The following is a 24,096-nucleotide window of genomic DNA, read 5'->3' on the forward strand; positions in this document are numbered from 1 at the left end:
TCAGTCATCCTCATGCCGCGCAGACGGCGTGACGTGCGGCGAGCCCGAGCCGCCCGCACCGCCCGGTGGCGGTGTGCCGCTGCCGGATTGGGGCGTTTCCTTGCCGCCGCCCTTGCGCGAACCGAGCGACTCGATACCCCAGTAGAACATCGGTATGAAGAACACGGCGATCGCGGTCGCACCCAGCATCCCGCCGATCACGCCCGTGCCGATCGAATGGCGGCTGTTCTGTGAGGCGCCCAGCGCGATGGCGAGCGGCACGCAGCCGAGGATGAACGCGAGCGAGGTCATCACGATCGGCCGCAGGCGCTCTTCGGCGGCGACGAGCGCGGCGTCATACGGCGACTTGCCCTCCTCCCGATTCAGCACCGCGAACTCGAAGATCAGGATCGCGTTCTTCGCGGCGAGCGCGATCAGCATCGTCAAGCCGATCTGGAAGTACACGTCGTTGTTCAGGCCGCGCAGCAAGATGGCGAGCAGTGCGCCGAAGAGGGCAAATGGCACCGCCATGAGTACGCCGAACGGCAGCGACCACTTCTCGTATTGCGCGGCGAGGATCAGGAACACCATGATGATCCCGAACACGAACACGAGGCCCCCGGTCGAGCCCGACTTGATCTCCTCGAACGCTTCCCCGCTCCAGCCAACGGCGTAGCCCGGCGGCATCTGCGCGGAGAGTTCCTGCAGCGTCGAGATCACCTGGCCCGTGCTGTAGCCCGGCGCCGCGTTCGCCGTAATCTTCACCGCCGGGAAGTTGTTGAAGCGCGTGATCAGATCGGGACCCGTGACGTACTTGTAGGTCATCACCGCCTTGATCGGCACCATGTTGCTGGTCCGGCTGCGCACGTAGATCTGATTGAGGTCGGCCGGCGTGAGCCGGTAGCGCGGATCGGCCTGCACGATCACCTGCCAGAGCCGCGCATCCTTGTTGAACTGCGAGACGTAGAGCGAGCCGAACATCGTCTGCATCGCGCTGTAGACTTCTTCGACCGGCACGCCGAGCGTCTCCGCCTGGTCGCGGTCGACGTTCACGAGCAACTGCTGGGACGACGCGTTGAAGGTCGAGGTCACGCCGGAGAGCTCCGGCCGCGCCTTCGCCTTCACCACGAAGTCCTGCACGACGCCCGCTAGCTGCTGGATGGAGCCGTCGCCCTGGCTTTCGATCCACATCTCGGTGCCGCCCGTCGTGCCGAGGCCTGGAATGGCCGGCGGATTGACCGGTACCACGATGCCCTCCTGCACCTTCGAGAGCGTCTCGTAGGCCCCGATCAGCACCGCGCGCGCGTTTTGCTCCTTGATGTTCGAGAACTTGTAGCGCTCGTCGAAGCCCTTCAGGCCGATAAAGAATGTGCCGGCGTTGTTCTTGTTCTGGCTGTCGAGCAGGCTGAAGCCGTTCACGATCGTGACGCTGCTGACCGCGGGCTGCTTCATGAAATACTGGGTGACCTTGTCGCCAACGTCCGCGGTCCGGTCGAGGCTCGCCGCGTCGGGCATGATGATCGCGCCAAGCAGGTAGCCCTGGTCCTCCGGCGGCAGGAATGCGCCTGGAATCGACTTGCCCATCAGGACCGCGAGCACGATTACGCCAGCGAACACGATGAGGCCGATCACGTAGCGCTTGATGATGAACTGCACGGCGCGCCCGTAGCTGGCTGTCATGCGCGCGAACCGGGTGTCGAACCACAGGAAGAAGCCGCGCTTCTCGTGATGCGTGGCCTTCAGCAGAATGGCGGCCAGCGCGGGCGAGAGCGTGAGCGCCACGACGCCCGAGAACACCACCGAGATCGCGATCGTAATCGCGAACTGCTTGTACAGCTGTCCGGTGATCCCGCCGAGAAAAGCGACCGGCACGAATACCGCGCACATGACGAGCACGATCGCGACGACCGGACCTGAGACTTCGTCCATCGCGCGCTTGGCTGCGTCTTTCGGGCTGAGCTTGTGGACGGTCATGTTGCGCTCGACGTTCTCGATCACGACAATCGCGTCGTCCACGACGATACCGATCGCGAGCACCATCCCGAACAAGGTCAGCATGTTGATCGAGAAGCCCAGCGCCGCCATCCCCATCGCCGTGCCGACGATCGACACCGGCACAGCCAGCACCGGGATGATCGTGGCGCGCAGGCTCTGCAGGAACACGAACACGACGATCACCACGAGCACCAGCGCCTCGAAGAACGTGTGAACCACATCGCTGATCGACGCACGCGTGAATTCCGTCGTGTCCAACGCGATCTGATAGTCGAGCCCTTGTGGGAACGCCTTCTTCAGATCCGCGAGCGTTGCGCGCACCTGCTTCGAGACATCGAGCGCGTTCGCGCCAGGCTGCTGATAGACCGCAATGATCGTCGCCGGCTTGCCCTGGAAGGTGGTGCGGTTCGCATAGCTCTTCTGGCCCAGCTCGGACCGGCCGATGTCTTTCAGACGGACGATCGCCGCGCCGTTGCTCGCCGCGCGGATGATGATGTTGTCGAACTCCTCAGGTGTCGCGAGCCGCCCGGTGGTCGTCACCGCGAACGACTGCTCGACCGGGTTGCCGGTCGGCGACTGCCCGACCGTCCCGACCGCGAATTGCTGGTTCTGCGCGCGCACCGCGTTCTGCACGTCGCCGGCCGTGATGCCGAGCTGCGCCATGCGGTCCGGCTTCAACCAGATCCGCATCGCATAGTCTGGCGTGCCGAAGATCGACGACTGGTTAGCGCCCGAAACCCGCTTGATCGTATCGAGCACATAGACGTTCGCATAGTTTGCAATATAGGTCGGATCGAAGCGGTCGTCCGGCGAATAGATCGCGATCACCATCATGAACGCGTTCGACTTCTTCTGGACCTGGACGCCCTGCGACTGCACCTGCTGCGGCAGTTGCGGCAGCGCGAGGTTCACGCGGTTCTGCACGTCGACCTGGGCGAGCTCCGGATTGGTGCCGATTTCGAAGAAGGCGTTGAGCGTCACGTTGCCGGTCGACGAGCTCGACGAATACATGTAGATCATGTTGTCCGCGCCGTTGACCTGCTCCTCGATCGGCGCGGCCACATTGTTCGCAACGACGTCGGCGCTCGCGCCCGGGTAGGTCGCGGAAACCGTGATCTGCGGCGGCGTGACGTCCGGGTACTGCGCGATGGGCAACGCGAACATCGTCAACGCGCCACCTAGCGTGATGACGATCGAGATGACGGACGCGAAGATGGGCCGGTCGATGCAGAAGTGCGAGATGTTCATCGAGTCCGCCCCTTACTGCGACGCGCCGCTGGCGGCGCCAGGCGGCATCGGATGTGCGCCCTCGCTCAGTTGCGGGGCCGATGCGCCGCCCTTCTCGACGATCGTCGTGCCGCCGGTCTGCGTCGAGGCGACCGTGCCGGCGATCTTGAGCGGCACATCGGGCACGACCCGGATCGCGCCGTCCACGACGATGCGCTCGCCCGCCTTCAAACCGTCGGTGATGAACCAGTTATCGCCGTTCCAGTCACCGACCTCGACCACGCGCTGATGAGCCTTCGACTGATCGTCGACGACCCACACGAAGTGGCTCTTCGCGCCCTGCAGCACCGCGCGCTGCGGCACGAGGACCGCGTTCGGCCGCATGGCGCCCTCCACCCGCGCGCGCACGAACTGCCCCGGCCGCAACGTGCCCTTCGGGTTCGCGAGCACGGCCCGTACGAGGAAGGTCCCCGTGTCGGTGTTGAACGCCGGGTTAGCGAAGCTGATGGTGCCGTGCTGCGGAAATTGTGTGCCGTCGGCAAGCTCGACTACCACGACGAACTCGCTGTGCGGCGGAAAGAGCAACTTGCCGGCCGAAATCTGGTCCTGAAAGTGGAGCATTTCGTTTTCGGAAATGCTGAAGTTCACCCAGATCGGATCGAGCTGATAGACATAGGTGAGGAGACCGGACGAATTTGCGATCAGATAGCTGCCGTCCTGCTGGCGCGCATAGCTCGCAAGGCCGTTCAGCGGCGATTTGATCGTCGTGTAGCCAAGGTTGAGCTCCGCCGTCTGGACCTGCCCTTGCGCGGAAATCACCGCGGCTTGCGCCTGCTTCTCGTTGCCGATCGCGTCGTCGAGATCCTTCTGGCTCAATGCTTGCTGCGCGGCGAGCGGCTTGACCCGGCCGAGGTTCTGCTGCGCGACCGTGAGCCGCGCCTGCTCCGCTGCGAGCTGGCCGCGCGCCGTCTGCAGCGCGGCCTGGAACGGCTTCGGGTCCATCAGGAACATCGTCTGGCCGGTCTTCACCTCGTCGCCTTCGGCATACGTGCGCCGGTCGAGAAAGCCGTCCACGCGCGCGCGAATCTCGACCTCGCGCGAACTCTGCGTCTGCGCGGTGAATTCGAGGTCGACCGGTGTGTCGTGTGCGACGACCGTCATCACCGTGACCTCCGGCGCGCCGAGCGCCGGCGGCCCCGACGCCTTCTTGCAGCCGGCAAGGAGCATCAGTGCCGCGGCGACGAGGACTAGTGGCAGGCGGTTTCGACGCGCCGCAATCCCGGGTAACGGGCGATGGGTGATCAAGAACGGGCCGCTCATGAGTGACCTCCCGCAACGCGCCGGCAGCGTGCGACGCATGCATCCTGCGACTGCGCGATACAATCGGCGAATGCCGCTGTGACCAGCCTCTTCATGGCCGCAATCCTCCACCCGCGTCAGCCGCGTACCGGTAGGGCCGCCGCGCACCGCTCGAACGCTTTGGCTCGCGTTCTATGGATAGCCTCTGCCAGCTAAACCACACTGTTTCGTCATCCAAACTAATGCCATTCTTTGCAGTGACTCGCAGGCATCCTGCCGACTCCGTCACGACGGTGCAAATTCCCTGATCTTGGTGATCTTGTTTCCTGCCAGCCCCAATCCCGCCATCAGCCCCTTCTGGTCGAAGATGAACGCGTAAATTTCGGAACTCAGCGTCGTGGTGTTCAGGTTCTTCGCCGCACCCTGGTCCGCAATCACGATCGTCGGCGCAACACCCACGCTGAAACCCGAACTCGTTTTCAGATCGTTCAGCTCATGATCGGTCATGAAAAACATCGCATACGCGTACGTTTGCACGCCCGCCTGCAACCCGAATGTGCCCGAAGTCGTCGCATACGAGCCGGTAGCCTTGCCGTTTTCGTACAGAATGCCCGCGCCGTGTGCAGCTCCTCCGATGAATCCCGCCCTGATGACTTGCGGAAATACCAGGATACCCTTCGCCTGCTGGCCCAGTTCCTGCGCATGCGGCGTGCCCGCATAGAGAGACGCCAGCGCCGCCTTGCAATCCGCATCGAGCGTCGGATCGGCTTGTGCCACTGTCTGTGTCGGTCCACCCGAATCCATCATGGCCGACTGCTGAGTGGCGCCACAGGCTGCGAGTATGGCGAGCAGTGCAAGCATTGCCAGGTTGCGAACGTGATGGATCATGATGCCGACTCCCGTTGCCATGTCAGATAAATAGGACCTCGTATGGACGCCGCGGCCCCTCGTGGTGAAGTCTGCTCACCGTTCAGTGTAAAAACAATGAGACTTTGGTCCGATATCCCGACGCCCATTCCTTCTTTCCGCTCACGGCGACGGCGCGATCCCGAGCGCGGCCTGCACTGTCCTGATCAGGAGCGAATCGTCAAAGGGTTTGCACAGGTACCCGAACGCCCCCGATGCGAGCGCCTGTGAACGCACAGCTACGTCGTCGTGAGCGGTGATCACGATGACGGGTATGCCACTGCCTTTCAGGCGCTGCTGCACATCCAGTCCATTCAGTCCCGGCATCTGGATGTCGAGGATCACGCAGTCCGGCCGGTATGACGGCATCGATGAAAGCGTGTCCAGAAACGCGTCGCCGCTCAGGTACGTGTCCGCACCGATCCCGGCGGATCGCAGCAGACGCCTGATCGCCCGGCCCACCGATTCGTCGTCGTCGACAATGGCCACGAATGGATCTGCATTACCCATCATGAGAAGTCCGGACGCAGCAGTTACCCGTGCAACTGCAATCCTGCCAATTCAGGCTACCCGGCCCGGCGCAAAACGGGTATAGGACTTTGGTCCAACAGAAACGAGAACTGACGCTCGGGCCCGGCACGGTGGTGCACGACTATCTCGCCACGTGACGGGCGCGGATGGCGAACTCAAGGAAAAAGTGCAGCCCCGTCACGGAGGCAGCGACGACGTTCTGGATTTTCGCGGGCCGCATGACGCCCGGCGCAAAACGGGTATGGGAATTTGCTCCGGCGTGGGCGAGCAAAGCCGCAATGCGCGGGGCGCTCAGTGCCGCACGTGCGGCGCGTATGCAGGCCGGCCGGCCCGCACCTTATCGGCGAAATGGATCAGGTCGGCGAGCGAGCGCGCCTTCATTTTCTTCATCACGCGTGCGCGGTGGATCTTGATCGTCTTCTCGGCGACACCGAGATCGAACGCGACCTGCTTGTTCAGGCGCCCCGTGACGACCAGCGCCATCACTTCGCGCTCGCGCGGCGTCAGACTCGCGAGGCGCAGCTCGATCTCTACCAGCTCCTGCCGCTCTTCGTACATCTGCATCGCGCACACGAGGGCGCGCTCCACCACGTCGAGCAATACGGTGTCGCTGATCGGTTTGGTCAAGAAATCAGTTGCGCCCGCCTTCATCGCGTCGACGGTGGTGGCGATATCGCCATGTCCGGTCAGGAACACGATCGGCAGGCTCATATTCAGCTCGCGCTGCAACTCGAGGCCGCTCAGGTCCGGCAACTGCAGGTCCAGCACGAGACAGGCGGGTCCGCTCGACAGGTCCATGTCGGCGAGGAAAGAGCGTGCGGATTCGAAAACTTCGGTCTGATACCCGGCGCAGCGCAGCAGGCGCCCGAGGGCGCGGCGAACGCTGTCGTCGTCATCGACCACAAAAACGCGGGACGGGGAATGAGTCATGGCTGTGGTCACATGCGATTCGGTCCCGCTGCGTTCCCGGCCGGCAACGACACATAGAAGGAGGCGCCCCCCTCGGCATTGTTCTCCGCCCAGATGCGTCCACCGTGTGCGCCGACGATACTGCGACTGATCGACAGCCCGAGCCCAAGACCGTGCGGCTTCGAAGTGAAAAATGGCTGAAAGATCTTGTCCATCTGATCCACCGTCAGCCCACGGCCGTGGTCGCGCACGCAAAGGCACACTGCGCCGCCGGTGTCGACGCGCGCCTGCACTGCCACGAGACGGTCCGCGGCGGTGCGATCCTGCACGGCGTCGAGGGCGTTGAGCATCAGGTTGAGCAGCACTTGCTGCAATTGCACCTTGTCGCCACGCACGGAGGGCAAACCGGGTGCAACTTGGATCGTTATGCGGACTCCGCGCACGATCGCGTCGCTGTGCACGAGTGAGGCCACGTCGTGCACGACGCCGCTAACGTCGACCCACTGCCATTCGATGTCGCACTTCCTGACGAGCGCCCGCATCTTCTGGATGATTTCTCCGGCCCGGCGGTTGTCCGCGACGATGTCCTTCAATGTCTCGCGCACTTCACGCAGGTTGATCGGGTCCGCTTCCATGAAACGCTGGGCAGCCTGCGAGTTGGACAGGATCGCGGTGAGCGGCTGATTCAGCTCGTGCGCGAGCGATCCGGCAAGCTCCCCCAGCGCGGACACGCGCGCCAGATGTGCAAGTTCCTGCCGGTTGCGGTGCAATTCGTCGCGCTCGCTGCGCTCCACGACCACGGCAAGCAAGATCGGCACGCCATCAACACGACATTGGCTCGTCGTCACCTCTGCAGGAAATTCAGCGCCGTCGTGGCAACGCGCGACAACGGTACGCAGCACGGAGGTGGCAAACGGCGGCTTCGGCGCAATCACGTGCACGCCATGCGTGGACCATGCCGGGATCAGGAGACTTGCGCAGGCGCCGTCCAATTCGTCGCTGCGATAGCCGAATAGCTCTCTCCCCCGCTCGTTGATGAACGTGATCCTACCGGCCTTGCTGATGCCGAGAATCGCAATCGGCACGACTTCCAGCACGTCACGCATTGGCACGCCGGCGAGGAGCGTTCCACCGACCACGGCGCGGTGCTTGTGTGCATGACTACGCAACGCGAAGGCTGTCGACGCTTCGAGACCGAGATGCCCGCCGAAGCGACGAACGGATCGGGAAAAGACGGTCAGGGCGCGTCCCGCGCGAGGTCGCGGATGCCTGGGCACACGGCACCACACGATCATGGACGCGATGGCCGTCGGCACAACTCCACAATCTGGCACGCCGTTGTGCATAGCGAATGCCTCCCTGCCCGCAAGCGCGCCAGGCGAATCCCGACCATTCAACGAGGTGCGATTGCGGCAGTTACGTTTGAAACAGGCTCAATGACGACCTTCACGGGAATCGTTCACTCGCGTCATTTGTTAATTTTCCGTTTCTACTGCTGGTGAGCGAAATAATTGATCGAGACCATCCGCCTAAAGGCAACGGTGCGCGTTGCGTACGTCCTCACCGATGCGCTGCCAGGAAAGAATTGCTACTTGATCTTAGTCAGTTTTTACCGATCTGGAGAATTTATTTCGACGTCGTTTACGCCAATGGCCCGGACGATTAAATCGGGCGATTGGTTTATATTCGCGTTTAACTAAGATTCGCGCCATGAACGACGATTGGGCCACTGGATTTCAAATGTCTTTCTCCCAGTCGCGTATTCCGAAATAACATTCGCGACGGATGTCGTTAGATTTCTTTCATAGCCTTCAACGCCTGAGAATAGCGCAAGGGTGGCGCACCGGTATAGGACCAAAGTCCTATTGAACGCGTACTGCGTTCGATATGCGTCTTCGCTGCGCTCGTAGCCTGACCGATCCAGCTGCATGCTGGACGGTTGCACTCGGCAGTCCGACCTTCTATTCCTAGTCGGCAAACTACCAGATCGAACTGCCGGCAGGAATCATCGCGGACGTCGCGGCTGCACCTATGGCCGAATAGATGTTGGACCGCTCAATCGCGCGGGCGGCGGAGCGTCACGCTGATCGTCGGTTCGTCGGCCTTACGATACTCGCAGCGGGTCATCGAGGCGAATGCAACAGTGGGGGCGAAGGGTGGTCATTTGCAACCGTGACTGTTCGCGGTCCGGTAACAGGTGGTTCCGCCCGGGCCGTGAACCACGCCTTTGCCGTTCATCGTCTTCGCTTCGCCGCCCCGGTTGGTCTGAGTCGTCCGCACTCCATTCTGGTTCGTCTGGGACGACCAGGCCGTACCCGTGTTCCGGTTATAGCCGCCGGCCGTCTGTCCGTTGCCACAGACCGTCTCGCCACGGGCGTTCGTCGCACATTCTGCAAACGCGTTCGCGGACAGCATTACGCATGCCAGTACTATCAGAGTCTTCATGAACATTTCCCCCCGAGGGCTGCGGCAGCCGAGGTAATCTCCGCGTCAATTGAATCTTGGCCCAAGGTGCTGGCCAGCATCGCAAACTGGCTGCATTGGATATTAGTTTAGGTCTTACGGGACCGTTTTCCTCCCTCAAAGTAGCGTTCACTCCGGCGAATTCGGGGCGAACGGCAGGCGATGCGATCGAAGCCTCCACGCGCAGGCGCTTTGCGGGTTCGTCAGCGGATTTGATCTCTTAATTTGGTGTCAAAGGAACACTTATATGCACAGACTATTGCACTGAAGTTGTTCCCGACTTCACGTCGAACCCATCTTTGAAGCCGAGCGTGTAGGAACAAGATCATGCAAACCAACGTCACCTGCTGCATTGCATAACATGCACCATCGGGACTGTCGCTACACTATGCCGACAATGTGCCCGACACCACCGGTTACCTTAAGGAGACGCTCATGCCGCACGTCGCCACACCAGATCTTGCGTCCGCCGCGGTTCCTCTCGATCCGATCGTTCAACTATCTGGCGACGAACTGGCATCGGCGATTCGCCGCAAGGAAGTGTCCTGTGTCGAGACGATGACCGCCTATCTGGATCACATCGACCGCGTCAACGGCACAGTGAACGCAATCGTCGCATTGCGGGAACGCGACGCACTGCTTGCTGAGGCGGCCGAAAAGGATGCCGGACTCTCGCGCGGCGAGTACCAAGGCTGGCTGCACGGCATGCCAATGGCGCCGAAAGACCTCACGGCGACCCAAGGCCTGGTGACGACCTTCGGCTCGCCGATGTTCCGTAATTACGTGCCCGAAGCCGATTCACTTGGCGTCGCGCGCATGCGAGCTGTAGGCGCCATCATTGTCGGCAAGACAAATACGCCTGAATTCGGGCTCGGTTCGCACACCTTCAACGAGGTCTATGGTGTGACACGCAACCCATATGCGCCAACGAAAACGGCTGGTGGCAGCAGCGGCGGCTCGGCGGCCGCGCTTGCAGCGCGCATGCTGCCTGTCACGGATGGAAGCGATTTCGGCGGCTCGCTGCGTAATCCCGCTGCGTTCTGCAACGTGTACGGATTCCGCCCTTCCAGGGGCCGCGTGCCGCGCTGGCCCCGCTCAGACGTTTTTGTCCAGCAGCTCGGCGTCGAGGGACCGATGGGCCGTACGGTCAAAGACGTTGCGCTGCTCTTGTCGATCCAGTCCGGGTACGATCCGGACGACGCGCTGGCACTCGACGACGATCCCTCCGTGTTCACCCAGTCGCTCGACGCGGACCAGCGCGGCAAGCGCATAGCGTGGGTCGGTAACTGGAACGGATACCTTGCCGTTGAGCCGGGGGTTCTGTCGATTTGCGAGTCAGGTCTTGAAGCACTGCGCGAGATCGGGTGCGACGTCGATGCCGCGCTACCGCCCTTCTCTCCAGCACGAATCTGGAAAATCTGGCTCGCCCACCGGCACTGGCTTGCTGGCGGCGAATTGCTCGCGCACTACCGCGATCCGGCGCATCGCGCTTTGCTAAAACCCGAAGCGATTTACGAGGTCGAGGGGTTGCTGGGCATGTCAGGCATAGACATCCTCGAGGCCAGCGCCGAGCGAACCGCGTGGTATCAGACAGTGCTGCGTTTCTTCGATCGCTACGATTTCATAGCGGCGCCGACAGCGCAGGTCTTTCCATTCGACGCGAATATGCGTTGGCCGGCAGAAATCGCCGGGCGCGCAATGGACACCTATCACCGCTGGATGGAAACGGTCGTACCATGGACGCTCGCAGGCTGCCCGGTCATCAACGTACCCGTCGGTTTCAATGACGCCGGCTTGCCAATGGGGATGCAGCTGATTGGTCGTCCGCGCGCCGATCTGGCAGTTCTGCAACTTGCGCACACTTATGAACAGGCGCGTGATTGGGTCAATGCACGACCACCGGGATGGATGATCGTCTAGGCACCCGGGAAAGAGTCTCGCAGTTTTAACGGCAGTAACTTCAACCAAAAGCGACGTCAAATTCATTAACAAAACCTACGAAAGTCTCGATAGCATCCAGCCTTCAACCGGAAACTGTTCTACGCGCAGCATTTAGAACTTTTCGACATCTTTCGGGGCAGCGGAGTAGACGCGTATGCGAGTCATCGTGTTAGGCAGCGGAGTGATTGGGGTGACGAGCGCGTACTACCTCGCTCGTGCGGGTCACGAAGTCGTTGTTGTCGATCGTGAGCCAGGCCCTGCCCTCGAGACCAGTTTTGCCAATGCCGGCCAGATCTCGCCGGGCTATGCGTCGCCTTGGGCTGCGCCAGGCATACCACTGAAGGCCGTTAAATGGATGTTTCAGAAGCATGCGCCGCTCGCCATCCGGCCTGACGACGAGTACACGCAGTTCCAGCTTCAGTGGATGTGGCAGATGCTGCAAAACTGCACGGCCGAACGGTACGCCATCAACAAGAACCGGATGGTGAGACTGGCGGAATACAGTCGGGATTGCCTGAAGGCGTTGCGCGCGGACACGGGCATCCAGTATGAAGGGCGAACCGGCGGCACGCTGCAGGTCTTCCGTACCCAGCAACAGTTCGATGGCGCGGCCAAGGACATTGCGGTTCTCAAGGAAGCCAACGTCCCGTATGAGTTGCTGACCCGCGCGGAGTTGCCGGGCGCCGAGCCGGCGCTCGCCGAAACGTCGCATAAACTGACCGGCGGACTGCGGCTGCCAGGCGATGAAACTGGCGACTGCCAGTTGTTCACCACACGTCTGGCCGCTTTGGCCGAACAGGCTGGCGTCACGTTCCGCTACAACACGCCGGTCGATGCCATTGTCGTCGAGGGTGGCAAGGCTGTCGGCGTGCGTCATGGCGCGAAGCTGATGCATGCGGATGCGTATGTCGTGGCGTTCGGATCGTATTCGACGAGCTTCCTTTCAGACGTAATCAAGATCCCCGTCTATCCCCTCAAGGGATATTCCATCACGGCACCTATCGTCGACGAATCGCGCGCTCCCGTTTCAACCGTACTCGACGAGACCTACAAGATCGCGATCACTCGCTTTGACAAGCGCATCCGCGTAGGCGGCATGGCCGAAATTGTCGGCTTCGACAAACGGCTTCGCGAAGCGCGGCGCGACACGCTCGAGATGTGCGTGAACGACCTCTTCCCGGGCGGCGGCGACACGGCAAACGCATCGTTCTGGACCGGCCTGCGCCCCATGACTCCCGACGGCACACCGATTGTCGGCGCGACCGAGCTTCCCAACCTTTATCTGAACACCGGCCACGGCACACTGGGATGGACCATGTCGTGCGGTTCGGCGCGGCTTCTCGCGGACCTGATTTCCGGCAAGCAGCCGGATATACGCTACGACGATCTCAACGTATTCCGCTATACGAAGGAGCCACCTGTACCAGCGGATTTCAAGCTCACCTGAACATCGCTCTGCAGCTGAACGCTGCCGATGGCTCGCCCATTCACAACGACAACCGCAGGCGGAAACGCCTGCTCACCTGTTTCTAGAGGTCTTCATGCCGCGCCCCATCGTTGCTCACATCCATCCCGATGCCGTCAGGCATAACCTGGAGATCGTCCGGCAAAAGGCATCCGGCTCGCGTGTCTGGGCCGTTGTCAAAGCGAATGCCTACGGGCACGGCATCGAACGGATCTATCCAGCCCTCGCGGCAGCCGATGGCATTGCCCTCCTCGATCTGGACGAAGCGGTACGGGTTCGCGAACTGGGTTGGAAAAAACCGGTTCTTCTGCTCGAGGGCGTTTTCAAGCCGGAAGATGTGAAAACCGCGGAGACGTTCGGCCTGACCGTCGCGGTGCATTGCGATGAACAACTCGAACTCATCGCGGCGGCCAAGCCGGGTCGATCCATCGATATCAATCTCAAGATGAACTCCGGCATGAACCGCCTCGGCTTTACACCCGAAGGGTTCCGCGGCGCATGGGAGCGTGCAAGGGCGACGCAGGGCGTGGGTGCGATCACCCTCATGAGTCATTTCGCCAACGCCGACGCACACGACGTCGACTGGCAACTGGATCGCTTCGACGCGGCAACGGAGGGCATTCCCGGCGAACGCAGCCTGTCGAATTCTGCTGCCGTGCTGTGGCACGAGCGTGCGCATCGCGATTGGGTCAGGCCGGGCATCGTACTCTATGGCGGGTCGCCGTCAGGCGTCGCGCGCCATATCGCGGACGTCTCGTTGCGTGCATCGATGACGCTGTCCAGTGAAATCATCGGAGTGCAAACGATGCGTATCGGCGACACGGTCGGCTATGCGCGCACTTACACTGCCGATCGCTCGATGCGTATCGGTGTCGTTGCCTGCGGATACGCCGATGGCTATCCGCGGCATGCGCCGAGCGGCACGCCCGTGGCCGTCGACGGCGTCATGACGAGGACCGTGGGGCGGGTCTCGATGGACATGCTGACGGTTGACCTGACACCCTGTCCTTCGGCGGGCATTGGTTCAAAGGTCGAACTGTGGGGCGATCAGGTGAAAATCGACGATGTCGCGGAACCCGCCGGCACGATTGGATACGAGCTCATGTGTGCCCTCGCCCGCCGGGTTCCGGTACGGGTGAGCGCTGCGCATGACGACACGCATGCCGGCGTCGCGGAGTTCGCTGTCTGACAAAGACAAACGCTGCATTCACCACGCCCAACGCACGCCGGCATCCCCTGTCACCGTGCGTTGATGTTCCCCGCCCAGATTGGTGACGTAGCTGACGGTCGCGAACGCACTGCCTTGCTTCGAGAGCTTCGCGACGACACCCGCGCCGATCTGGCCCGCCGTCTGGCCGATGTTCGTGCCGATCGACGTCACGCCACCGAAAGTCGTCTTGTCGTCCGAACCGAACGAGCGCAGCACATTCAGCCGCAGCTAAGGCAGCCACGCCGTGCCCATCCTGGTGCGGGCAATACGTGGAACACAAGAATGGTCTGACTTATAACACCCATTGCGAACTATTTCCAAGCGCGCCCAGACAGGGTTGTCATTTAGCGGCAGCCCGGTTCGGCAAGGCGGCGCGCGTGCCTCACGCGTGCATCGCCGATGCAAATTGCGGCGCGAACTCAACAGCGGACCAGCGAAACGGCAACGCGCCCCGGCTGCGCCGGACTTCTTGAACATGAAAGCGCACGAGCCTTTGCGCGCCTTCGAATGCCGCCAGTTCAGCGCCCTCCCATACGATTTCCGCGCGAGCGGCGACATGCACGAGATCGCCGCTCGCAAAGTCGATAAACAGCAAGCCGGCGCGCGAATCGTGGATCAGGTTGCCGAGGGTGTTGAACAGGCGATTGCCGCTGTAATCCGGCGTGGTCAGCGTGAGTGCATCGTCGACGCGCACGAAACCCGGTACGCCGCCGCGATGCGAAACGTCGGCGCCACGTGCCAGCCCCGCCTCTTCCGACAGGTTCGCGCTTGCGATGAAAAACGTGTCCGCTCCCGCGAGGAGCGCGCGGTCTGCTTCGCTGAGTTGCGCCGCTATCGTCAGTGAGTCGGACGAATCAGCCGCGCCCTGCTCCACCCGGCTCGGCGTACGGCCCTGAATGTATTTCGCGCAGTTGCCGAAGCTCTGACTGACTTCGAGCGTCACGACATCCCCATCCACGGACGTCACCACGCCGTTGATCCGGTTGCGCCGCCGGGTCGGCGGGTTCAGCCCAAGGCCGCCGATCATCGCGCCCTTCTGCCAATGGCCGGCCAGCGGATCTCCGGGCAACACCCCGCCTTCGATTCGCAGCGTCCGCCCATCGGGCGACGACACGAATCCCGGCGTGCCCGCGCGTACCGTCGCCCACGGCTGACCTTGCGCGTCGACGGCGCCGAACAGCATAAACGGCAGCTCGGCAAAGAACTGGCGATGCTGGTCCGGCATCGCGCGGCGAATCCCGCGGCGCCCAACCGATTCCGCCTGCGTCCTTACCCCCGCGCGCTGCTGGGCGGCGAGTTCGGCGGCATGAAACGGTGAGGCTTCAGCACCCCAGCCATCCAGCGGTGTAACCGTGGACAAAACAGTGGACATGATTGATCTCCGGCATGGTGAGGCATGTGCGCGTTACGCGGCGAGCAGACCCGCTTTGGTCGAAGCCATGGGGATGAACCGCGGCAACGCTTCGACGCGGCGCAGCCACGCACGAATGTTCGGATACGCGTCGAGGGACACCCCGCCTTCCGGCGCGTGTGCGATGTAGGTGTGCGCGGCGATGTCGGCAATCGTGACGTGCTCGCCCGCGGCGAACGGTTTGCCGGCCAGCTCGCGATCCAGCACGTCGAACAGCTTGATGGCGATGCGCTTTGCGGTTTCGTGATCGCACGGCGCGCCGAATACGGTAACGAGCCGCGCGGCGCACGGCCCATAAGCGATCTGCCCGGCCGCAAGCGACAGCCAGCGCTGCACGGCCGCCGCGCCGAGCGGGTCCTGCGGCAGCCACGAGGCGTCTGCGTAGCGCTTCGCCAGATACACGAGAATCGCGCTCGAATCGAACAGGGTGATGTCGCCGTCCTGAATCGTCGGAACCTGGCCGAACGGGTTGAGCGCCAGATATTCGGGCGTGCGGTTACCGCCCGCTTTCATGTCCACCTCGACAATCTCGAACGGCAGATCGAGCAGGGTCAGAAAGAGCCTCACGCGATGGCCGTGCCCGGATAGCAGGCTGGTGAACAGGCGGATCGGCTGGGTGGGTTTGGCGGCAGGCATGGCAGGGTCCAGAGAGCGGGAAGGAATGGGTCGAGCATAATGCGCACGGGCGCCCCCGCAGAAGCCTGATAATGCGGGAAACACAATCAATCGAAGATGGACAATCCACCATGGCCGACGTGCGTGACGTAAACCTGAACCGTCTGGCGATCTTTGTCGCGGTCGTCGAGGCCGGCTCGCTGACCGCCGCGGCCACCCGCCTGGGCCTCGCCAAGACGATGGTCAGCACGCACATGCAGCGACTCGAGGCCGAAGTGGGCGCGAGCCTGCTGGTGCGTACCACCCGGCGGCTCGGCGTGACCGAAGCGGGCCGCGCGTTCTACGACGCCAGCGTAAAAATTCTCCGCGCCACGGAAGAAGCGCTGACGGCGCTGGGCGGCGACACCGCGCCCGTGCGCGGCATGTTGCGCGTCAGCTCGCCGATCGACTACGGCTCGCTCGCGGTCGCGCCCGCGCTCGTGGCGCTGCGCCGCGCGCATCCTCAGCTCGACGTCGAATTGCTGTGCACCGATCAGTACGTGGACCTCATCGCCGATGGAATCGACGTCGCGATTCGCCTCGGGCGTCTTGCCGATTCCAATTACCGGGCGGTCAAACTCGGCAGCTTCGTCAAATGGGTCGTCGCGAGCCCGGCGTTCATCGAACAGTGGGGCGAGCCGCACACACCCGCCGAACTGGCGGCGCTGCCCTTCTGCGCCTTGACGGTATTGCCGCATCCACTCACGCTCGCGCTGCGCCGCGGCAGCGGCAAAAACGCCGACGACAGCGCAACCGTGCGCTGCGAAAACGCATTCCTGGTCAATACCGCCGACGCTTGCCGCGCGGCGACGCTCGCCGGCGGCGGCTTTGGCCTGTTGACGGATTTTTCGATCGGCGGCGACGTGGCATCCGGCCGCCTGATCCGTCTGCTGCCTGAATGGACCAGCGAACCCGCGAGCATTCAGGCCGTGTTTCCGCCCACCAGCCATCCTCCGGCAAAGGTACGGGCGCTGATCGACACCTTCAAGAAACAGCTTGGGTGAGTCGCGTGAGGGCATGGGCGGTTATCAGCAACGCACGCCGAAAACCGCCCATCGTCACGCTTCAGAACGAATGCTTCATGCCGATCCGCACGTCCGTCTGCGTGTTCGAGGTGGACGGCGTGAAGCTGTAGCCGATCACCGCGTTCACGCCATCGGAAGCACGCAGGTAGTCGCCGGAGATATAGACATCCGTGCGCTTGGAGAGCAGGTAGTGCAGCCCGAGCGAACCCTGATTCCAATGGTTGCCTTCGAAGCGCGTGTGTTGATAACCGCCGTACAGCGCCAGGTCGGGCATAAAGTTGTACGAAGCACCTGCCTCGTAGACCTGCATATGCGAGGTCTGGCCGAGCCCCTTGATGGTCGTGTAGGTGAAGTCCCCGCTCAGCATCAGGTTGCCGATCGTGTAGGCCGCGCCGACCGCAAACGCCCCTTGTTTGTCCACCGGGAACGCCGACGAGCCATACAGATCCGTCACCGCGCCGGTTGCGGGATCGACTGACACGGTCGGCTGGCCGAGGAACGTGCGCGTGCCGATCATCGCATACGGATCGAACGCGTAAATGCCGTACGGGTTGTTCAACTGCGTATAGGCCGCGCCCATGTTGAATGGACCGTGCTCATAGCGCGCGCCCACGCTCCACGCGCTCTTGTTGTGGAAGTCGCCTGCGGTATTGCCGAACGAATACATGCCGCCAAACGAGAAGCCCGCGAAATCGTTCGAGAGGAACTTGATCGAATTCGGCAGCCGGTCGCCATTCATGCGGTCGAAGTCGCCCTGATGGATCGCATAGCCGCTCGCCCATGCCGAGATGTTGTAGAGGTAGACAAACTCTTCGGTCATGTCGAGCTGATTACCCAGCGAGAGCGTGCCCCAGCTGTTCTTCAACCCGACATAAGCCTGGCGGCCGAACAAGGAGCCGCCGAATCCCAATTGCCCATTGCCTACGTGAAATCCGGACTCGAGAACGAATACGGCTTTCAGCCCGCCGCCGAGATCTTCCTCGCCTTTGAAGCCGATCCGGTTGCCGTAGGAAATGCCGTCGTCGAATTTGTACTGGTGCGCACCGCCGGCGTTGTTCACGTAGGTGATGCCGGCATCCAGAATGCCGTACAGCGTCACGCTGCTCTGCGCATGAGCAACCGTTGGCGCGCATACAGCGCTTGCCGCGAGTGCGAGTCCCGAAAGGCTGACGGCATTGCTCTTCTTCATCTGATTATCCCCTGCTCTTGGGCTGCGTATTTCGTTGGATAAAGCGATCCCTGCCTCGCGTTGCAGTGCAACGCGAGGCGCTTCTCGCATGACGGGCAGTTCGAAACCGACTAGGACTGATTGAAACGTATGGAAGCTATCGGCGATGCCTGCATGATCTGCGAGGCGCGCATCGACGGCTCAAGAATACGAGTCCAGATTTATGGGGATTCGACCGGATGCGACATAAATCTGTCGCGTCGCGACCTGGCAACGGCTATGCGCTTGTTATTTCACGCCGAGTGCGTTTTGCACGGCTTGCAAGCCATTGCCGCCACTGGCCGTAGTCACGCCATCGAGCCATGTCTTCAACAATTCCGGGTGGCGCTTGAGTGCTTCCGTCGCGGCGGCATCGACACCGGTCTTCTTTTCGAGCACGTCGGTAATCACGCCGTTTTCCAGGTCGACGTTGAACGTGAGCTGCCTGAATAGCCGGCCGACATTCGGACACTGTTCTGCATACCCGCTGCGTGCAACCGTATTGACCGTGGCGCCGCCGTAGTTCGGCCCGAAGTACTTGTCGCCGCCGTCGAGGTAGGTCAGCCTGAACTTCGTGTTCATCAGATGCGGCTCCCACCCGAGAAACACAATCCACTTCTTCTCGCGCACGGCGCGCTCCACCTGGGTGAGCATGCCGGTCTCGCTCGACTCGACCAGCTTCCAGTTGCCGAGCCCGAACGCCTTGTCATCGACCATCTTCTTGATGTTCTGATTGGCCGGCGCTCCGGGTTCAATGCCATAGATCTTGCTGTCGAACTGATCGGCATGCTTAGCCAGATCCGCGAATGAATGGATGCCGGCAGCGGCCACATAGTCCGGCACCGCGAGGGTGAATTTCGCGTTGCTCAGATTCGGATGCACGACCTCGATCGACTTCTCCTCCTCGAACGGTTTGACGACCGGCGCCTGCGCCGGCATCCAGTTGCCGAGAAACACGTCGATCTGTCCTTTCTTCAGGCCTTGATAGGTGATCGGCACCGACAGGTTCGCCACGTTCTGCTTGTAGCCGAGCGCCTTCAGCAGCACACCGGTCATCGCATTGGTGGCGTCGATGTCGGTCCATCCCGGCCCTGCCATGTTGACCTGCGTGCACGATGGCGCTTCGGCGCCCGACGCGAAAGCGGTTGCCGCGCAAAGCAGCGTGAGCCCGGATAGCGCCTGTTTGAAGAACGGTTTCATCATGTCGGCTTCCTGTTCGTGGGTTGGATTGACTTGCTGGAGAACGTGGCGCTCAACGCGCAACGGCCGGAAAGCGCGCCATCGCTTCGAGCGTGTCGAGATCGATGTGGTTGCGCATATAGCGCTGGCTCGCGTCGACCCGAGGTTGCCAGTCCCATGACGCGACCGTGCCTTGCGTCGTGGCGTTGAAATGAAAATGCCGCCGCTGCTGGCTTTGCAGCACGGCCTTGTGCAGTGCGTCGAGATCCCAGCGCCGGGCAATCTCCTCGCGCCATGCCGCGACCTGTGCCGCGTATTCGCCGCGCGTGGCGAGGTTCTCACGCTCCAGGGGGTCCGCAGCCACGTCATAGAGTTGATCCGGATCGGCCGGCGTGTGGATGAACTTGAAGCGCCCGCGCCGCAGCATCACGATCGGCGCAATCGCGCCTTCAGCCAGATATTCGCCGATGGCTTCGTCGTGCCCGCCTTGCTTGCCCAGCAGATGCGGCACGAGACTTTGTCCGTCGATCGAATCGGGCCACGCGCGCGGCTGATCGCCGCGTGCGAGTTCGACCAGCGTGGGCAGCAGATCGAGATGCGATACCGATGCCTGCACGCGATGCGCGTCGAATTGCTGCGGGGCATGCACGATCAGCGGCACACGGCAGCCGCCTTCAAAGAACGTCATCTTGTACCAGAGGCCGCGTTCGCCGAGCATCTCGCCATGGTCGGACGTCACGACGATGACCGTGTCTTTGGCGAGTCCGGCTTGTTCGAGCGCTTCGAGTATCGCGCCGAACTGATCGTCGACGTAGGAGATCGCGCCGTAATAGGCACGGCGCGCGTTACGGATCTGCTGCTCGGTCGGCGGTGTGCGGTCGGTCTCGCAGACATGACGCAAGCGCTTCGAGTGCGGGTCGGCGTCTTCGAGCGAATCGCGGAACACCGGCATGTCGATATCTTCGTCACGGTGCAGGTCCCAGTACTTCTGCGGAATCGCGTACGGATCGTGCGGATGCGTTAGCGAGGCGACCATGCAGAACGGCCTGGCATCTTTGCCCGCGTGCCGTTCACGCGCGATATCGAAGAGCTTCTGGCGGGTGGTGAACGTCACTTCATCGTCGAAGTCGAGCTGATTGGTCCGCACGCATGGGCCCGCATCGATCACCGAACTCATGTTGTGATACCAGGTGGGGCGTGCGCCGGCGTTGTTCCAGTCGGGCGTCCAGCCGAAGTCGGCGGGATAGATGTCCGTGGTGAGCCGTTCTTCGAAACCGTGCAGTTGATCGGCGCCACAGAAATGCATCTTCCCGGACAGAATGGTGCGATAGCCTTCGGCGCGCAGATAGTGGGCGAACGTCAGCGTTTGCGACGGAAATTCCGCTGCGTTGTCGTAAGCGCCGATGGCGGACGGCAGCTTGCCCGACAAAAAGGAGAACCGCGAAGGCGCACACAGCGGACTCGCGCAATAGGCCGATTCGAATACCACGCCATGCTTCGCGAGCCGGTCGAGATTGGGGGTTTTCGTCAGACGGTGTCCGTACGCCGCCAACGCGAACGGAGTCATCTGGTCGGCCATCAAGATAAGAATATTCTTTTTGGTGTCAAGCATGGGAGCGTGCCTCGAATAGAATCGCAGGTGTCGGTGCGGGTGTCGCTGATGTGGTCAGCGCGATCGGGCAGCCCGCGGGTCATGTCCGTCATGAGCACCACTATTGCCGTCCAATTCGCGACTGTGAAGACGGCAATTCGTTATGTGCCTATAAGGGGGCGTTATGCCGAGGCAGGATCGCTTGCCGCCAATGCAGGCATTGACCATGTTCGAATCCGCGGCACGGCTGGCGAGCTTCACGGCGGCCGCGCGCGAATTGGGATCCACGCAGCCGGCGGTCAGCCAGCGCGTAGTGCAGCTTGAAGAGGCGCTCGGCGCGCCGCTGTTCGAACGCGGCCATCGCGGCGTCACGCTCACGGAAGACGGCGCGCGCCTTTTCGAGGCAGTGCGCCATGCGCTCGACACGATTCGCGTCGCCACCGCCGAGATCCGCGCGCGCCGCACGCCGCAAACCCTCACCCTGTCCACCGATTTCGGCTTCGCCACTTATTGGCTGATGCCACGTCTGTCGCAGTTCAAGGCGCTGATGCCGGACGTCGACGTGAAGATCGTCACGTCGCAGAACGTGTTCGATGCCTCGCACGATGAAGCGGACATTGCCATTGCCTTCGGCGACGAACGCGCGGACTGGACCGCGCGCGGCGCGGTCAAACTCTTCCCGGAACGCGTCACGCCGGTGTGCAGTCCGGCATTTCTCGCCGCGCAGCCGTCGTTGTGCTCGCCCTCGGACTTGCTGAGCCTGCCGCTTCTGCATCTCGAACCGACTCATCCGGCGCGCTGGCTCTCATGGGCCGACTGGTTCGCCGCGCACGGGCTTGACGCGCCCGCCGCGCATGGCGGCATCACGTTCAACAGCTTCACGCTGGTGGCGCACGCGGCCATCATGGGCCAGGGTGTCGCGCTGGGCTGGGCGCCGCTGGTCGACGAACTCCTTGCGACCGGCCAACTCGTCGAACTGTTCGAGCCGCCGGTCGTCACCGAGCGCGGCTATCTGCTCGTCACGCAGCGCGCGGCCACACCGGCGGTGCACGCCTTTCGCCAATGGCTGCTCGGTGAATGCGGACTCGACACCGAATGAGCCACGGGCCGCACGTCTGACGCTCCCGTTCCAGCGCGACGGCGGTTAGCTTCTATCCGTGTGTCCCGCCGATTTGCTCTACTGCGAAGATGCATGCCGCGCCCCGTGGCATGGCCCTATCGTTTATGTGGAGAGTCCATGTCCGCCGATTCCCGTCCCGATCAACTGGTTCTTACCGTTGCGTGCCCTAGCGCGGCGGGCCAGGTTGCCGCCGTTGTCGGCTTTCTCGACCGGCATCATTGCTATATCGACGAACTGACCGTATTCGACGATGACCTCAGCGAACGCTTCTTCGTGCGCTGCGTTTTTCACGGCGTGGACGGCAACGAGACGCTGCACAGTGCGGCGCTCAAGCGCGAATTCGAGCCGATTGCCGAGCGCTTTCGCATGACATGGGCGATGCACGATGTCGGCACGCGCCCGAAAGTCCTGATCATGGTGTCGAAGCTCGAACACTGTCTCGCCGACCTGCTGTTCCGCTGGCGCATGGGCGAGCTGAAGATGGATATTGTCGGCATCGGCTCGAATCATCGCGATCTCGAGCCGTTGGCTCAGCAGCACGGCCTGCCGTTTCATCATCTGCCGATCACAGCCGAGACGAAACCGCAGCAGGAAGCGCGTCTGCTCGATCTGTTCGAAACATCGGGGGCGGAGTTGATGATTCTCGCGCGCTACATGCAGATTCTGTCCGGTGCGACGAGCCGCTCGCTGGCGGCGCGCGCGATCAATATCCACCATTCGTTTCTGCCCGGCTTCAAGGGCGCCAAACCGTATCATCAGGCGCATGCGCGCGGCGTCAAACTGATCGGCGCCACGGCGCATTTCGTCACCGACGATCTAGATGAAGGGCCGATCATCGAGCAGGTTGTGGAGCGCGTCGATCATTCATATAGCCCGGAGAGGTTGCTTGCAACCGGGCGCGATGTCGAGTGCATCACGCTGGCGCGGGCGGTGAAGGCGTTTATTGAACGGCGGGTGTTTATTAATGGAGATCGGACTGTGGTGCTGCAGTAAACGAAAACGCCGCTCGAAAGCGGCGTTTTCTTTGAATGTTTGATCATTGCCGCTTCCTCAAAGCGGCAATGCCTTCACACGAACAGCAGCATCACTTCACCCAGCTATCCACGCGATCCCCATGCGCGGTGATCCACGCATCGGCGGCGGCGGTCGGCTTTTCGCCGTTTTGCGTGGCCAGCATCACGCTGTCGATCTCACCCGGTTTCCACTGAAACTTCTTCAGAAACGCGACCACGGTCGGCGCCTTCTTTTCCAGCTCCGGATTCACGACGCTATCCACGTGCTCCGATTCGCCAAAAACCTTCTTCGGATCGTCGAGGAATTTGAGCTTGTACTTCGCGAACATCCAGTGCGGCTTCCAGCCCGTCACGATGATCGGCTTGCTCGCAGCTTCCGAACGCGCCAGTTCCGCGGTCATCGCGCTGCCTGAACTCGGCATCAACTGGTAGTCGAGTCCGTAAGCCTTGATCGCCTCGCTGGTTTTCTGCATCACGCCCGCACCCGCGTCGATGCCGACAATGCGTGCGCCGAACTCCGCCTTCTTCGCTTGGAGATCGCCCACGCTCGTCACGTCGACGTTCTCCGGCACGATCAGGCCGATCTTCGCATCATTGAAGTTCGGGCCAAGATCGACCACCTTGTCCTTGAAGTTGTTCCAGTAGGCCCCGTGCGTGACCGGCAGCCACGCGGACAGCGTCGCGTCGAGGTCGCCGCGCGCCACGCCCTGCCACATCACGCCGGCCGCGACCGGCACGAGTTGCACCTGATAGCCGAGGCGCTTTTCAATCACGCGCGCGGCCACGTTCGAAGTCGCCACGCTGTCGTCCCAGCCTTCCACGTAGCCGATCTTGATGGTCGGCTTGGTATCGGCCGACACACTCACGCTGCTGGCCGCAAGCGCCGCGCTCAAGGCGCTCAATACGAATATCTTCCTGATCAGTCTCATCGCCACTCTCCCGTTTGCCCGCCTGCCTGTTTGCCGTCAAAA

At 62.3% G+C, this 24,096-nt stretch carries 20 protein-coding genes; 6 read left to right on the top strand and 14 right to left on the bottom strand.

The window, feature by feature from the left end; genetic code table 11:
* The 7 genes from A6V37_RS03990 to A6V37_RS04020 all read right to left on the bottom strand — a co-directional run bounded on the left by A6V37_RS03990 (position 1) and on the right by A6V37_RS04020 (position 9,291).
* Positions 1-3,222 carry an efflux RND transporter permease subunit gene (locus A6V37_RS03990; protein ID WP_064285793.1) on the bottom strand — a complete coding sequence of 1,074 codons (3,222 nt, stop codon included), beginning with the start codon at positions 3,220-3,222 and terminating at the stop codon, positions 1-3.
* A gap of 12 nt (positions 3,223-3,234) precedes the next feature.
* Entirely contained in the window at positions 3,235-4,521 is a 1,287-nt protein-coding gene (locus A6V37_RS03995; protein WP_157447848.1) for an efflux RND transporter periplasmic adaptor subunit, read from the bottom strand.
* Positions 4,522-4,785: 264 nt separating this feature from the next.
* A complete protein-coding gene (locus A6V37_RS04000; RefSeq protein ID WP_064265039.1) occupies positions 4,786-5,388 on the bottom strand; it encodes a lipid-binding SYLF domain-containing protein in 603 nt (200 codons plus the stop codon).
* Between the two features lie 141 nt (positions 5,389-5,529).
* On the bottom strand, positions 5,530-5,916 hold the full coding sequence (locus A6V37_RS04005) for a response regulator transcription factor (protein ID WP_064265040.1): 387 nt from the start codon (positions 5,914-5,916) through the stop codon (positions 5,530-5,532).
* Between the two features lie 312 nt (positions 5,917-6,228).
* Positions 6,229-6,867, bottom strand: coding sequence for a response regulator transcription factor (locus A6V37_RS04010; protein WP_064265041.1), 639 nt, complete (start codon positions 6,865-6,867; stop codon positions 6,229-6,231).
* A gap of 8 nt (positions 6,868-6,875) precedes the next feature.
* Positions 6,876-7,952 carry a PAS domain-containing sensor histidine kinase gene (locus A6V37_RS04015; RefSeq protein ID WP_075643409.1) on the bottom strand — a complete coding sequence of 359 codons (1,077 nt, stop codon included), beginning with the start codon at positions 7,950-7,952 and terminating at the stop codon, positions 6,876-6,878.
* 1,054 nt (positions 7,953-9,006) lie between these two features.
* Positions 9,007-9,291: a hypothetical protein gene (locus A6V37_RS04020; protein WP_064265043.1), complete on the bottom strand. Its 285-nt coding sequence runs from the start codon at positions 9,289-9,291 to the stop codon at positions 9,007-9,009.
* 453 nt (positions 9,292-9,744) lie between these two features.
* Between A6V37_RS04020 and A6V37_RS04025 the strand changes: the two genes are divergently transcribed.
* The 3 genes from A6V37_RS04025 (at position 9,745) to alr (ending at position 13,904) form a co-directional block, all read left to right on the top strand.
* Positions 9,745-11,229 carry an amidase gene (locus tag A6V37_RS04025; RefSeq protein ID WP_064264924.1) on the top strand — a complete coding sequence of 495 codons (1,485 nt, stop codon included), beginning with the start codon at positions 9,745-9,747 and terminating at the stop codon, positions 11,227-11,229.
* Between the two features lie 175 nt (positions 11,230-11,404).
* Complete coding sequence (locus A6V37_RS04030) at positions 11,405-12,697, top strand: D-amino acid dehydrogenase (protein WP_064264926.1); 1,293 nt, start codon at positions 11,405-11,407, stop codon at positions 12,695-12,697.
* Between the two features lie 94 nt (positions 12,698-12,791).
* Positions 12,792-13,904 (top strand): alanine racemase, encoded by a 1,113-nt coding sequence (alr, locus tag A6V37_RS04035; protein ID WP_064264928.1) that lies wholly within the window; start codon positions 12,792-12,794, stop codon positions 13,902-13,904.
* An 18-nt stretch (positions 13,905-13,922) separates the two neighbouring features.
* Here the strand turns inward: alr and A6V37_RS04040 are convergent, their stop codons facing one another.
* From A6V37_RS04040 to A6V37_RS04050, 3 genes are all read right to left on the bottom strand, one after another.
* The gene (locus tag A6V37_RS04040; RefSeq protein ID WP_064285794.1) at positions 13,923-14,141 is read right to left on the bottom strand and encodes an autotransporter outer membrane beta-barrel domain-containing protein; all 219 of its coding nucleotides are present in this window, start codon (positions 14,139-14,141) and stop codon (positions 13,923-13,925) included.
* 166 nt (positions 14,142-14,307) lie between these two features.
* Positions 14,308-15,297: a pyridoxamine 5'-phosphate oxidase family protein gene (locus tag A6V37_RS04045; protein WP_082902536.1), complete on the bottom strand. Its 990-nt coding sequence runs from the start codon at positions 15,295-15,297 to the stop codon at positions 14,308-14,310.
* Positions 15,298-15,330: 33 nt separating this feature from the next.
* Positions 15,331-15,972: a glutathione S-transferase family protein gene (locus A6V37_RS04050; protein WP_064264931.1), complete on the bottom strand. Its 642-nt coding sequence runs from the start codon at positions 15,970-15,972 to the stop codon at positions 15,331-15,333.
* Between the two features lie 110 nt (positions 15,973-16,082).
* Here A6V37_RS04050 and A6V37_RS04055 point away from each other — a divergent pair, with 110 nt between their 5' ends.
* The gene (locus A6V37_RS04055; protein WP_064264933.1) at positions 16,083-16,994 is read left to right on the top strand and encodes a LysR family transcriptional regulator; all 912 of its coding nucleotides are present in this window, start codon (positions 16,083-16,085) and stop codon (positions 16,992-16,994) included.
* Between the two features lie 61 nt (positions 16,995-17,055).
* Here the strand turns inward: A6V37_RS04055 and A6V37_RS04060 are convergent, their stop codons facing one another.
* From A6V37_RS04060 to betC, 3 genes are all read right to left on the bottom strand, one after another.
* Positions 17,056-18,204 carry a porin gene (locus A6V37_RS04060; protein ID WP_064264935.1) on the bottom strand — a complete coding sequence of 383 codons (1,149 nt, stop codon included), beginning with the start codon at positions 18,202-18,204 and terminating at the stop codon, positions 17,056-17,058.
* A gap of 267 nt (positions 18,205-18,471) precedes the next feature.
* A complete protein-coding gene (locus A6V37_RS04065; protein ID WP_064265045.1) occupies positions 18,472-19,422 on the bottom strand; it encodes a choline ABC transporter substrate-binding protein in 951 nt (316 codons plus the stop codon).
* A gap of 52 nt (positions 19,423-19,474) precedes the next feature.
* A complete protein-coding gene (gene betC, locus A6V37_RS04070; protein ID WP_064285795.1) occupies positions 19,475-21,013 on the bottom strand; it encodes a choline-sulfatase in 1,539 nt (512 codons plus the stop codon).
* A gap of 163 nt (positions 21,014-21,176) precedes the next feature.
* Here betC and A6V37_RS04075 point away from each other — a divergent pair, with 163 nt between their 5' ends.
* Both A6V37_RS04075 and purU read left to right on the top strand, forming a co-directional pair.
* On the top strand, positions 21,177-22,091 hold the full coding sequence (locus A6V37_RS04075) for a choline sulfate utilization transcriptional regulator (protein WP_064264938.1): 915 nt from the start codon (positions 21,177-21,179) through the stop codon (positions 22,089-22,091).
* A gap of 138 nt (positions 22,092-22,229) precedes the next feature.
* Positions 22,230-23,105 (top strand): formyltetrahydrofolate deformylase, encoded by an 876-nt coding sequence (gene purU, locus A6V37_RS04080; protein WP_064264940.1) that lies wholly within the window; start codon positions 22,230-22,232, stop codon positions 23,103-23,105.
* A 91-nt stretch (positions 23,106-23,196) separates the two neighbouring features.
* Here purU and A6V37_RS04085 read toward each other — a convergent pair whose 3' ends face one another.
* Complete coding sequence (locus tag A6V37_RS04085; protein WP_064264942.1) at positions 23,197-24,054, bottom strand: glycine betaine ABC transporter substrate-binding protein; 858 nt, start codon at positions 24,052-24,054, stop codon at positions 23,197-23,199.
* Between the last annotated feature and the right edge of the window lie 42 nt (positions 24,055-24,096).

It is taken from the genome of Paraburkholderia ginsengiterrae, from assembly GCF_001645125.1.
In the GTDB taxonomy this organism is placed as follows: Bacteria; Pseudomonadota; Gammaproteobacteria; order Burkholderiales; family Burkholderiaceae; genus Paraburkholderia; species Paraburkholderia ginsengiterrae.